The 12,113-nt window shown below is 72.2% G+C and carries 13 protein-coding genes; 10 read left to right on the plus strand and 3 right to left on the minus strand.

The genetic code is table 11. The annotated features are described in order from the left end of the window. Positions 1-142 precede the first annotated feature (142 nt). The 10 genes from DIE22_RS09775 to DIE22_RS09820 all read left to right on the plus strand — a co-directional run bounded on the left by DIE22_RS09775 (position 143) and on the right by DIE22_RS09820 (position 10,567). Complete coding sequence (locus DIE22_RS09775; RefSeq protein WP_124604964.1) at positions 143-787, plus strand: hypothetical protein; 645 nt, start codon at positions 143-145, stop codon at positions 785-787. Between the two features lie 65 nt (positions 788-852). Next, positions 853-2,622, plus strand: a complete 1,770-nt coding sequence (locus DIE22_RS09780) for an AMP-binding protein (RefSeq protein WP_124498938.1) — start codon at positions 853-855, stop codon at positions 2,620-2,622. Continuing rightward, on the plus strand, positions 2,619-3,593 hold the full coding sequence (locus tag DIE22_RS09785) for an acyl-CoA synthetase (protein ID WP_124498937.1): 975 nt from the start codon (positions 2,619-2,621) through the stop codon (positions 3,591-3,593). The genes DIE22_RS09780 and DIE22_RS09785 overlap by 4 nt, the downstream gene beginning before the upstream one ends. Next, on the plus strand, positions 3,590-4,240 hold the full coding sequence (locus tag DIE22_RS09790) for an outer membrane lipoprotein carrier protein LolA (RefSeq protein WP_124604965.1): 651 nt from the start codon (positions 3,590-3,592) through the stop codon (positions 4,238-4,240). Before DIE22_RS09785 ends, DIE22_RS09790 begins: the two co-directional genes overlap by 4 nt. After that, positions 4,240-6,723, plus strand: a complete 2,484-nt coding sequence (locus DIE22_RS09795) for an MMPL family transporter (RefSeq protein WP_124604966.1) — start codon at positions 4,240-4,242, stop codon at positions 6,721-6,723. Before DIE22_RS09790 ends, DIE22_RS09795 begins: the two co-directional genes overlap by 1 nt. Further along, positions 6,720-7,613 (plus strand): polysaccharide deacetylase family protein, encoded by an 894-nt coding sequence (locus tag DIE22_RS09800; protein ID WP_124498934.1) that lies wholly within the window; start codon positions 6,720-6,722, stop codon positions 7,611-7,613. Before DIE22_RS09795 ends, DIE22_RS09800 begins: the two co-directional genes overlap by 4 nt. Positions 7,614-7,676: 63 nt before the next feature. Then, complete coding sequence (locus tag DIE22_RS09805) at positions 7,677-8,900, plus strand: beta-ketoacyl-[acyl-carrier-protein] synthase family protein (RefSeq protein WP_124604967.1); 1,224 nt, start codon at positions 7,677-7,679, stop codon at positions 8,898-8,900. Then, a complete protein-coding gene (locus tag DIE22_RS09810; RefSeq protein WP_124604968.1) occupies positions 8,897-9,715 on the plus strand; it encodes a beta-ketoacyl synthase chain length factor in 819 nt (272 codons plus the stop codon). The genes DIE22_RS09805 and DIE22_RS09810 overlap by 4 nt, the downstream gene beginning before the upstream one ends. After that, positions 9,712-10,251, plus strand: coding sequence for a hotdog family protein (locus DIE22_RS09815; RefSeq protein WP_124604969.1), 540 nt, complete (start codon positions 9,712-9,714; stop codon positions 10,249-10,251). Before DIE22_RS09810 ends, DIE22_RS09815 begins: the two co-directional genes overlap by 4 nt. Before the next feature lie 22 nt (positions 10,252-10,273). Further along, entirely contained in the window at positions 10,274-10,567 is a 294-nt protein-coding gene (locus DIE22_RS09820; protein WP_124498930.1) for a hypothetical protein, read from the plus strand. Between the two features lie 81 nt (positions 10,568-10,648). Here the strand turns inward: DIE22_RS09820 and DIE22_RS09825 are convergent, their stop codons facing one another. The 3 genes from DIE22_RS09825 to DIE22_RS09835 form a co-directional block, all read right to left on the minus strand. Beyond that, positions 10,649-10,849 carry a hypothetical protein gene (locus tag DIE22_RS09825; RefSeq protein ID WP_124498929.1) on the minus strand — a complete coding sequence of 67 codons (201 nt, stop codon included), beginning with the start codon at positions 10,847-10,849 and terminating at the stop codon, positions 10,649-10,651. Between the two features lie 198 nt (positions 10,850-11,047). After that, positions 11,048-11,791 carry an acetoacetyl-CoA reductase gene (gene phbB / locus DIE22_RS09830; protein ID WP_124498928.1) on the minus strand — a complete coding sequence of 248 codons (744 nt, stop codon included), beginning with the start codon at positions 11,789-11,791 and terminating at the stop codon, positions 11,048-11,050. Between the two features lie 217 nt (positions 11,792-12,008). Continuing rightward, on the minus strand, positions 12,009-12,113 hold a 105-nt coding region (locus DIE22_RS09835), incomplete at its 5' end, for a hypothetical protein (protein ID WP_133117963.1).

Below are 12,113 nucleotides of genomic sequence, written 5' to 3' on the forward strand. Positions count from 1 at the left end.
CGGCCCCGATCCGCCCGATGTTTCCAGCAGCCATGCCGCGCCCGTCCGTTTGTCTCGCCCCGGTTTGCCCGCCCGTCCGCCACCACCGTGCCGCGGCGGCCTGTGGCAACGTGCGTGCGCGCCGCGCGCCCGGAGCGCCGCGATGAGCACGCCGCTCGACATCGCGCGCGGCGTCGGCGCGCTCGCCGCGGTGGCGGCGTACCAGATCGGCGCGCATTACGCGGCCGCGACGCCCGGCGCGCATGGCTTCGGCCTCGCGATGGCGCTCGTGCCGCCGCTGCTGCTCGCGCTCGGCGCGGCATTGCGCTCGCCGCGGCGCGCCTGGCTCGTGCCGGCGTGGCTGCTGGCCGCCGCCGCGCTGTGGACCGCGCGCATCCCGCTCGCGCGTCATTTCGAATGGGGCCTGTATCTGGAGCACGCGAGCTTCAACCTCGCGATGGCGCTGCTGTTCGGCCGCACGCTGGCGGCCGGCCAGGTGCCGCTGTGCACGCGTTTCGCGACGATGATCCACGGTGCGATCACGCCGGCCGTCGCGCGCTACACGCGGCGCATCACGCTCGCGTGGACGCTGTTCTTCGTCGCGATCGCCGCCGCGTCGACGCTGATGTTCGCGACCGCGCCGATCGCGGCGTGGTCGACGTTCGCGAACTACCTGTCGCTGCCGCTCGTCGCCGTGATGTTCGCCGCCGAGCACGCGTGCCGGCGCTTCGCGCTGCCGCACGACGCGCGGCCGCGGATGGTCGACGCGGTGCGCGCGTATCGCGCGTCGACGCAGCCGTCACGATGAATTCATGGCCGGCGCCGCGCCGCATCGCGGCCGCGCCGGCAACCGCTTCCCGCTTTTGCCGATTTATGCCGACTCACCCGCTGGTATTCCATTCCTCGCCGGACCAGACGATCGCCTGGCGCGACGCCACGCCCGTCACCGTGCGCGCGTTCGTCGCCGACGTCGCGCGCGTGGCCGCCGCGCTGCCTGCCGGCGGCCACGTGTTCAACGTGTGCCGCGACCGCTACCGCTTCGCGGTCAGCCTGTGCGCGGCGCTCGTCTCCGGCAAGATCAGCCTGCTGCCGTCGACGCACACGCCGGAGATGGTGCGCCAGCTGGCGTCGTTCGCACCGGACGCGTTCTGCCTGCACGACGCGCCGGACTGCACGATCGACCTGCCGCGCTTCGCGTATCCGGACGCCGCACCCGGCGAACTCGCCGACGACGCGCCGTGCGTGGTGCCGCAGATCGACGCCGCGCGGATCATGGCGTACGTGTTCACGTCCGGCTCGACCGGCGCGCCGGTGCCGCACCGCAAGACCTGGGGCTTCCTGGTCGGCTGCGTGCGCGCGGCGGCCGACCGCCTCGGCCTGCTCGACGGCCGCGCGGCCACGCTGATCGGCACCGTACCCGCGCAGCACATGTACGGCTTCGAATCGACGGTGCTGCTCGCGCTGATCGGCGGCCTCGCGTTCAGCAACCGCCAGCCGTTCTATCCGGTCGACATTCGCGACGAACTCGACGCGATCCCGCAGCCGCGCGTGCTCGTCACGTCGCCGATCCACCTGCGCGCGCTGTTGTCGGCCGGCCACGCGCTGCCGCCGGCCGCGCTCGTGCTGTCGGCCACCGCGCCGCTGTCGGAAAAACTCGCGTGCGAAGCCGAGGCCGCGCTCGACGCGCCGCTCGTCGAGATCTACGGCAGCACCGAGACCGGCCAGATCGCGACGCGCCGCACGTCGCAGGGCGCGACGTGGCAGCTGTTCCCGGGTATCCGGCTCGACGCGCGTGACGCGAGTGATGCGCATGACGCGTCGGAGCGCGACGCCGCAGGCGACGACAGCGGCCCGACCGTGTGGGTGTCGGGCGGACACGTCGAGACGCCCGTGCCGATGGGCGACGCGCTCGAGCTGCTCGGCGACGGCCGGTTCCTGCTGCACGGCCGCAAGGCGGACCTCGTCAACATCGCCGGCAAGCGCACGTCGCTCGCCTATCTGAATCATCAATTGAACGCGATCGCCGGCGTCGCCGACGGCGTGTTCTTCATGCCGGACGAAGCCGCGCCGGCCGACGCCGATGCGACCCGCGAACCGGTCACGCGCCTCGTGGCGCTCGTGGTCGCACCGACGCTCGCCGCAGCCGATCTGCAGCGCGCGCTGCGCGAGCGGATCGATCCCGCGTTCATGCCGCGTCCGCTCATGTTCGTCGACGCACTGCCGCGCAACGAAACGGGCAAGCTGCCGCGCGACGTGCTCGCCGCGCTCGTCGCACGGCACACGCGCGCCGCCGCGACCGACGTGCGCGATCGCGGCGAAACGGATGCGCCGCTCGCGTTCACGATTCCCGCCGATCACCCGGCGCTGCCCGGCCATTTCCCTGGTCATCCGATCGTGCCGGGCGTCGTGCTGCTCGATCACGCGATCACCGCGCTCGGCGCGTCGCTGAACCGCCCGCTCGATACGTGGCGGCTGGCGTCCGCGAAATTCCTGAGCCCGGTCGCGCCCGGCGAACCGCTCGATCTCGCGTTCGATGCGGCGGCCGGCGGTGCGATCCGCTTCACGCTGCGCGCCGGCGCGCGCGACGTCGCGACCGGCGTGCTGGCCGCGCCGCCGGCCGCACCGGACGGCCCGCAGCCATGAAGCGCACCGGGTGGGCCGAGCGCCAGGAACGCAGCAACGCGGGGTTGCTGCGCGCGATGGCCTGGATCTCGCTGCGTTTCGGCCGGCGGCCGTCGCGCGTCGTGCTGCACGCCGTCGCGACCTATTTCGTGCTGTTCTCGCCGGTCGCCTGCGCGGCGTCGCGCGACTACCTGCGCCGCGTGCTCGGCCGTCCCGCGCGCTGGCGCGACGTGTACCGGCACGTGTTCACGTTCGCGGCGACGATCCATGACCGCATCTACCTGATGAACGGCCGCTTCGACCTGTTCGACATCCGGCTGCACGGCGAAACGCGGGTCGACGACGCGCTCGCCGGCGGACGCGGCGCATTCCTGATGGGCGCGCACCTCGGCAGCTTCGAAGTCGTCCGGGCGATCGGCCGCACGCGTCCGGACCTGCGCGTCGTCGTCACGATGTTCGAAGAGAATGCACGCAAGATCAACGCGACGCTCGCCGCCGTGAATCCGGCCGCGAAGCCGGAAGTCATTCCGCTCGGGCAGGTCGACTCGATGCTGAAGGTGCGCGAGCGCCTCGACGCGAACTGCATGGTCGGGATGCTGGCCGACCGCACGCTGCTCGACGACGCGGCCGCGTCGCTGCGGCGGCTGCCGCTGCTCGGCACGCCGGCCGCGTTCCCGCTCGGGCCGCTGTACATGGCCGCGATGCTGCGGCGTCCGGTGCTGTTCATGACGGGCCTTTATCGCGACGGCAACCGCTACGATGTGCACTTCGAGACGATCGCCGATTTCTCCGACGTGCGCCGCGATACGCGCGCGGCGGCCGTCGATGCGGCACTTGCGCGCTACGTCGCGCTGCTCGACGCGTATTGCCGTGCGGCGCCGTACAACTGGTTCAACTATTTCGATTTCTGGCAGACCGGCGAGGCCGCCGCACGCCGCGACGATGCGCGCGCCTGCACCGACCTGCCCGCCACGAGGAATTCCGACGCATGACCGCCGTTCGCCGCTTCCTGCCGCTGCTGCTGTTCCCGTTGCGGTGCGCGCGCGTGCCGCGCCGCGCCGCGCGCGCGTTCGCCGTCGCGGCCGCCATCGCGCTCGCGCTGCCCGCGCATGCGGCCGACACCGGTTCGGCGTGGACCCTCGACCGGCTGATGTCGACGCTCGCGCAGCACAAGTCCGGGCGCGCGACCTTCACCGAGACGAAGACGCTGTCGATCGCCACGCAACCGGTCGAATCGTCGGGCGAGCTCGTGTTCGTCGCACCCGACCATCTCGAGAAGCACACGCTGACCCCGAAGCCCGAACATCTCGTCGTCGACGGCGACATGCTCACCGTCGAGCGCACCAATCGCAAGTACACGCTCGCGCTCGCACGCTATCCGGAACTCGGCGCGTTCATCGACAGCATTCGCGCGACGCTCGCCGGCAACCGCTACGCGCTCGAGCAGGTCTACAAGGTCGCGCTCGCCGGTCGCGGCGACGACTGGACGCTGACGCTCACGCCGCTCGATTCGCGGATGCTGAAGGTCATCAGCACGATCACGCTCGAAGGCACGCGCGACGTGTTGCGCAGCGTCGCGATCCGGCAGGCCGACGGCGACCATTCGATGATGCGCCTGCAACCCGTCCCGGCGAACTGATGGACGAACGCACCCGGCCGCCCGCCCCCGTCACGCAGCGCCTGCCCGCGTTGCGGCAACGCGCCGTGCTCGTGTGGCTGGTCGCGCTCGTCGCATGCGGGATCGCGATCGCCCGCGCGAATTTCACGGCCGACCTGTCCGCGTTCCTGCCGAGTGCGCCGAGCGCCGGCCAGCGCGTGCTCGTCGATCAGCTGCGCGACGGCATCGTGTCGCGGCTGATCCTCGTCGCGATCGACGGCGGCGATGCGGCCACGCGCGCCGCGCTGTCGCAGCGCGTCGCCGGCACGCTGCGCGCCGACCGGCAATTCGCGGCGGTCAACAACGGCGAGGCCGTCAACGACACGCGCGACCGGCAGTTCGTGTTCGACCATCGCTACCTGCTGAGCCCGGCCGTCACGCCGCAGCGCTTCAGCGCGGACGGCCTGCACCAGGCGCTCGGCGACAGCCTCGACCTGCTGAGCTCGTCGGCGGGCCTCGTCGCGAAGGCGATGCTGCCGCACGACCCGACCGGCGAAGTGACCGCCCTCGTCGACCAGCTCGACAGCGGCGCGCAGCCCGCCGTCCGCGACGGCGTGTGGGCGTCGCGCGACGGCACGCGCGCGGTGCTCGTCGTGCAGACAGCCGCTGCCGGCTCCGACACCGACGCGCAGGCCCGCGCGATCGACGCGGTGCGCCGCGCATTCTCCGCCGCAGCGCAGACGCTGCCGAACCCGGGCGCATACACGCTCGCGATGACCGGCCCCGGCGTGTTCTCGGTCGACACGCGCGACACGATCCGGCATGACGTCGAGCGGCTGTCGACGGCGAGCGTCGTGCTGATCGTCGCGCTGCTGCTGACGCTGTACCGCTCGCCGCGCACGCTCGCGCTGGGGCTGCTGCCGGTGCTGACGGGCATCGCGGCCGGCATCGCGGCGGTCAGTGTCGCGTTCGGCACGGTCCACGGGCTGACGCTCGGCTTCGGCACGACGCTGATCGGCGAAGCCGTCGACTATTCGATCTACCTGTTCGTGCAATCGGCGCAGGCCGGCTCGCGCGGCGGCGCCGCACGGCCCGCCGACGCGACGCGCGCGTGGGTCGCCGCGTACTGGCCGACGATCCGGCTCGGCGTGCAGACGTCCGTATGCGGTTTCGCGTCGATGCTGTTCTCCGGCTTTCCGGGCCTCGTGCAGCTCGGGCTGTACTCGATCGTCGGGCTGACGGCCGCCGCGCTCGTTACGCGCTTCGTGCTGCCGCACCTGCGCGGCGAGCACGTCGCGATTCGCGACGTGTCGCGCGTCGGCGCGGGGCTCGCGCGGGCGGCCCGCGCGGCGCCGCGGCTGCGCTGGCCGCTCGCCGTGCTCGTGCTCGTCGCGTGCGCGACGCTCGTGCTGCATCGCGACGGTCTGTGGAGCCGCGAGCTCGCGGCGCTGAGCCCGGTTCCCGCCCGCGCGCAGGCACTCGACGCACGCCTGCGCGCCGATATCGGCGCACCGGACGTGCGCTACCTCGTCGTGATTTCGGCACCGACCGAACAGGCCGCGCTCGAACGCGCGGAACGGGTCGCCGCGCAATTGCAGCCGCTCGTCGATCGCGGCACGCTCGCGGGTTTCGAAAGTCCCGCGCGCTACCTGCCGAGCGACGCCGCGCAGCACGCGCGCCAGGCGAGCCTGCCGGACGCGGACGTGCTTGCCGCGCGCATGCGCGCGGCCGTCGCGGACCAGCCGGTCTCGGTCAGGCCCGCGTTGTTCGCGCCGTTCATCGCCGATGTCGAGGCCGCACGCCACGCGCCGCTGCTCACGCGCGCGGACCTGCACGGCACGTCGATGGCGCTCGCCGTCGACGCGCTGCTGACCGAGCGCGCGGGCCGCTGGAGCGCGATGCTGCCGCTGCGCGCGCCGGACGTCGCACGCACCGCGTCGGCGGCTGCGCCGGCGCTCGATGCCGCGCCGATCCGCGCGGCCGTCGCGCGCGCCGGCGTACCCGACGCGCTGTTCGTCGACATGAAGGCCGAGGCCGATCGCCTGTACGTGAACTACGTGCATGAGGACATCCGGCTGTCGCTCGCGGGTTTCGCCGCGATCGCCGTGCTACTGCTGATCGCGCTACGCTCGCCGCGCCGCGTCGTGCGCGCGCTCGCGCCGCTGGTCGCGGCCGTGCTCGTGGTGACGGCCGGCTTCGCGCTCGCCGGCGTGCAGCTGACGATCCTGCACCTCGTCGGGATGCTGCTGATCGTGGCGGTCGGCTCGAACTACGCGCTGTTCTTCTGCAAGCGCGACGACGCGCAACCGGTCACGCCGCACACGCTCGTGTCGCTGCTGATCGCGAACCTTGCGACGGTCGCCGGCTTCGGCCTGCTCGCGCTGTCGCGGGTGCCGCTGCTCGAAACCTTCGGTCTGACCGTCGGCCCCGGCGCGATGCTCGCGCTTGCGTTCGCGGCGATTCTCGCGCCGCGTGCCGCGGCCGCCAGCAGCCGTCCTCGTGATCCGGCAGGAGCCCGCTCATGAACGCACCGTCGTCCGTTCCGCCGCGCCAGCCCGGCGATACGCGCCGCTGGAAACCGACGCCGCTGATCGCGGGCACGGCCGCGCTGCACGCAGGTGCGCTCGCGGCCGTCGTCGCGCAACCGGCCGCCTGGCCGTGGGCCGCCGGCGGCGTGGTCGCGTCGCATCTCGCGCTGACCGCCGCGGGCCTGTGGCCGCGCAGCGCGCTGCTCGGGCCGAACTGGACTCGCCTGCCGGCCGATGCCGGCCGCCGGATCGCGCTGACGATCGACGACGGCCCGGACCCCGACGTCACGCCGCGCGTGCTCGACCTGCTCGATCGTTACGATACGCGCGCCACGTTCTTCTGCATCGGCGATCTCGCGCGCCGCCATCCGCAGTGGATCGAGGCGATCGTCGCGCGCGGCCACACGGTCGAGAACCACAGCCAGCGGCACCGGCATACGTTCTCGCTGTCGGGCCCCGCCGCACTGCGGCGCGAAGTCGCGGCGGCGCAGCAGACGCTGACCGAGATCGCCGGCACGCGCCCGCGCTTCTTCCGCGCGCCGGCCGGCCTGCGCAATCCGTTTCTCGAGCCGGTGCTCTGCGAGCTCGGCCTGCAACTCGCCAGCTGGACGCGGCGCGGCTTCGACACGCGCGCGCACGATGCGGGCATCGTTACGCGCCGCCTGCTGAACGGCCTGGCGCCCCGCGACATCCTGCTCGTGCATGACGGTCACGCGGCGCGCGATGCGCGCGGCGAACCGGTCGTACTCGACGTGCTGCCGGCGCTGCTGCGCGCGGCTGCCGATGCACAGTTGCAGTGGACCACGCTGCGCGCCGCGCTCGCGCCGGAGCCGCCCGCACCGCCCGGCCGGCCGGGCATGCCGGCACCCCCGTTTGATAAAATCTGACCATGCCCGGCGCGCCCGCCAGCCCCGCTGCGGCGCCCGTTCCGGCCACCGGATGCGACCCTCGTGAAACCTCTCCTGCTCTCGCACTTCACCGCCACCAGCTGCATCGGCCGCGGCCTCGACGCGACCCTCACCGCGCTGCGCCACGCGCGCGGCGGACTCACGCCGTGCGACTTCGAGCGCGCCGAACTCGACACCTGGATCGGCTCGGTGGACAGCGTCGACGCACAGCCCGTGCGCGCGGATCTCGCCGACTTCGACTGCCGCAACAACCGCCTCGCGCAGCTCGGCCTCGTCCAGGACGGTTTCGCCGCGCGCGTCGCGGCAGCCGTGTCGCGCCACGGCGCTGCGCGCGTCGGCGTGTTCGTCGGCACGAGCACGTCCGGCATCCTCGAGACCGAACGCGCGTATGAGCAGCGCGATCCGGCGAGCGGCGCGCTGCCCGCCGGGTTCCGCTACGCGCATACGCACAACCCGTATTCGCCGGCCGCGTTCGTGCGCGCGTATTTCGCGCTGCGCGGGCCAGCGATGGCGATCTCGTCCGCGTGTTCGTCCGGCGCGAAGGTATTCGGCTCCGCGCGCCGGATGATCGAGGCGGGGCTGATCGATGCAGCCGTCGTCGGCGGCGTCGATTCGCTGTGCCTGACGACGCTGTACGGCTTCAATTCGCTCGAGCTGCTGTCGCGCCGGCCGTGCCGGCCGTTCGACGTCTCGCGCGACGGCATCTCGATCGGCGAAGCTGCGGCGTTCGCGCTGCTCGAACGCGTGCCGGATGCGCCCGCCGCGCTCGACGACGACGCGATCCTGCTGCTCGGCCTCGGTGAATCGAGCGATGCGCATCACATGTCGTCGCCGCATCCGGAAGGGCTCGGCGCGCGCATCGCGATCGAACAGGCGCTCGCGTCGGCCGGCCTCGATGCAAGCGACATCGACTACGTGAACCTGCACGGCACCGCGACGCCCAGCAACGACGCCGCCGAAAGCCGCGCCGTGGGCACGCTGCTCGCGCGCACGCCGTGCAGCTCGACGAAGGGAGCGACCGGCCACACGCTCGGCGCCGCCGGCGCGCTCGAAGCGGTCGTCGCCGCGCTCGCGCTGCGCGAGCAGTTCGTGCCGGCCGGCGTCAACACGGCGCAACCCGACCCGACGCTGGCCGCCGACTACGTGCTCGCGAGCCGCGACGCCCGCGTGCGGGCGGTCCTGTCCAATTCGTTCGGCTTCGGCGGCACGAATTGCAGCCTGATCCTCGGCCGCGCCGAGCACGCCCGCCGCCGGGAGCCGACATGACACTCACCGCCTTCATCGAAAGCGTCGGCCTCGTCGGGCCGGGACTGAACGACTGGCCGCACGCGGCCGAGGTGCTCGCGGGCCGCGCGGCCTATGCCAGCGCGCGCACCGTGCTGCCGCCGCCGGCCGGCCTGCCGCCGGCCGAGCGCCGCCGCACGGGGCCCGTCGTGCGCGTCGCGCTCGCGGTCGGGCTCGAAGCGGCCGCCGCGAGCGGGCGCGATGCCGCCACGCTCGCGACCGTGTTCAGCGCGTCCGGCGGCGACGGCCAGAACTGCCACGCGATCTGCGAGACCCTCGCCGGCGACGATCGCCACCTGTCGCCCACGCGCTTTCACAACTCCGTGCACAACGCGCCGGCGGGCTACTGGAGCATCGCGACCCGCGCGATGGCGACGTCGAACGTGCTGTGCGCGTACGACGGCAGCTTTGCCGCGGGCCTGCTCGAGAGCCTGTGCCAGGTCGCGGTCGATCGCGTGCCGAGCCTGCTGATCGCCTACGACACCGACTATCCGGAGCCGCTGCGCGCGGTGCGGCCGATCGTCGACGCATTCGGCGTCGCGCTCGTGCTCGCGCCCGACGCAAGCGAACGCGCGCTCGCGCGCATCGACGTGCAGCTCACCGACGCGCCGGCGACGACGCTCGCGAACCGCGAACTCGACGCGCTGCGCACCGGCAATCCGGCCGCGCGTGCGCTGCCGCTGCTCGACGCGCTCGCCGCGCGGCGTGCGACGCGCGTCGTGCTCGACTATCTGGAAGATGCGCGCGTGCAGGTCGATATCGCGCTGCCGGATGCCGCCGCGGAGCACGCGCAATGACTGCGTCCGTCTCGACTCCGACTCCGACACCGCCGCTGATGACGACGCTCGATCGCGCATGGATCGCCGCGCACATTCCGCACGACGGCGCGATGTGCGTGCTCGACCGCGTCGAAGCATGGGATGCCGCGCGCATCCGCTGCAGCGCGACGAGCCACCGCGATCCGCACAACCCGCTGCGTTCGCGCGGCCGGCTCGCGGCGGTTTGCGGAATCGAATACGCGGCGCAGGCGATGGCCGTGCACGGCGCGCTGCTCGGTGCGCAACCGGCGCGGACGGAACATGCGCGGCCGCGCGCCGGCTATCTCGCGAGCGTGCGCAACGTCGACGCGTTCGTCGATCGGCTCGACACGTTCGCGCTGCCGCTGATCGTCGACGCCGAACGCATCGGCGGCGACGACCGCTCCGTGCTGTACGGTTTCGCGCTGCGCTGCGGCGAGCGCGTGCTGCTCAGCGGCCGCGCCGCGGTGATGCTCGATGCATCGGCGGCCGGCCCACTCGTTCCGCCGCCTGCCGGCCGCGCGGACCCTCGATGAATTTGCCCAAGGAAACCAGGCCGTGAAAGCACGTCAGTTCATTTGCACCGCGTTCGTTCTCGCGCTGATCAGCCCGATCGCGCACGCGGACATGTCGGAAGTGAAGCAGGACATCAAGCGCGATTCGAAGGAAGCCGCGCACAAGACCGGCGAGGCCGCGCGCAGCTTCGGCCATGCGACCGCGAGCGCCGCGAAGACGGTCGGCCACGGCATCGCACATGCGTCGCGCGAGGGCTGGGATGCCACCAAGCGCACGACGAAGCGGATCTTCCACAAGAACGATTCGGGCGCAGGCGCCGAGAAAAGCCACGATTGAGTGTAGGCGGCCCGCGCACCGCAGACGGGATGCGCGGGATGCGGCACGACCGTTGAGCGCGCCGATGCCGCACCGCCACCGTCATCGCGCGCTGCCGCGCGTGCGGCGCGCCGGCCTGCGTGCGAGGCACTTGCCGTACGCGACGAGCCAGCAATCGCGATGATCGAAGTTGCGCAGCAGCCGCGCGCGGCGCCGCTCGAGCCAGTGAAGCGCGATCGCCATCGTCAGCGCGACGGCCAGTGCCGAGCCGCCGATCGCGAGTCCCATCCAGGTCTCACCCATGCCTCCTCCGGAATGCGAGGCCGGTACGGCGCGCCTGCCGCGACACGGTGGCCGGACCGCGGGCGCACACTGCCCGCCGCACGCGCAGCGAGCCTGCGTCCGTGATCCGTCACCGCGCGCGTGCGCGCCGCCCCGGCGCTGGATACAGCGGGAGCACGGCCCGGACGCGCGCGCGAACGCCGCCCGGGCCGCCGCGCGTCAGTGCATGTGCTGGCCGCCGTTGATCGCGATGTTGGAGCCCGTCACGAAGCCGGCCTCCTCCGAGCACAGATACGCGACCAGCGCCGCGACTTCCTCGGGTTGACCGAGCCGTCCCGCCGGAATCTGCGGAAGGATCTTCGTATCGAGGATGTCCTGCGGGATCGCCGTCACCATCTTCGTCGCGAGATAGCCCGGCGACACCGTGTTCACCGTCACGCCCTTGCGCGCGATCTCGAGCGCGAGCGATTTCGTGAAGCCGTGCATGCCGGCCTTCGCCGCCGCGTAGTTGGTCTGGCCGACCGAACCCTTCGAGCCGTTGACCGACGCGATGTTGACGATGCGCCCCCAGCCGCGCTCGACCATGCCGTCGCAAACCGGCTTCGTCATGTTGAACACGGAATCGAGGTTGGTGCGGATCACCGCATCCCAGTTGACCTTGTCGAGCTTGCGCAGCGTCATGTCGCGCGTGATGCCGGCATTGTTCACCAGGATGTCGACCGGGCCGACGTCCCGGACGATCTTCTCGATGCACTGCTGGCACGAATCGTGATCGGCCACGTCCACCGGATACGCGTGGAATTCGCGGCCGGCCGCATGCATCTCGGTCAGCCAGCGATCGGCGCCCGCATTGTTCGGCGAATACGTGACCACGACCCGGTGGCCCGCATCGTGCAACCGGATGCTGATTGCTTCGCCGAGGCCGCCCATCCCACCTGTCACAACTGCAATTCGCTTAGTCATCCTATAAGTTACAGACAAATAAAGTAGTCAATGGTGCGGGGCGGCGGCATCGCACATGCTGCCGCCCCACCGCTGCGGTGCGCTGGCGTCCGCAAGGCGGACACGGCGCGCACCGGAACATCACGCTTGTTGTTGGTAGCTTGTTTTGCGCGAAGTTTGCTTCGCGCGTGTGCGGCGCAGGCCGGCGCCGCACACGCGCAATCTCGTCAGACCCTGCTCAACCGCGCTCGACCGCGAGCGCCACGCCCATCCCGCCGCCGATGCACAGCGACGCCAGCCCGCGCTTCGCGTCGCGCTTGACCATCTCGTGCAGCAGCGTCAC

Origin of the sequence: Burkholderia sp. Bp9142 (genome assembly GCF_003853415.1) — a bacterium.
Taxonomy (GTDB): Bacteria; Pseudomonadota; Gammaproteobacteria; order Burkholderiales; family Burkholderiaceae; genus Burkholderia.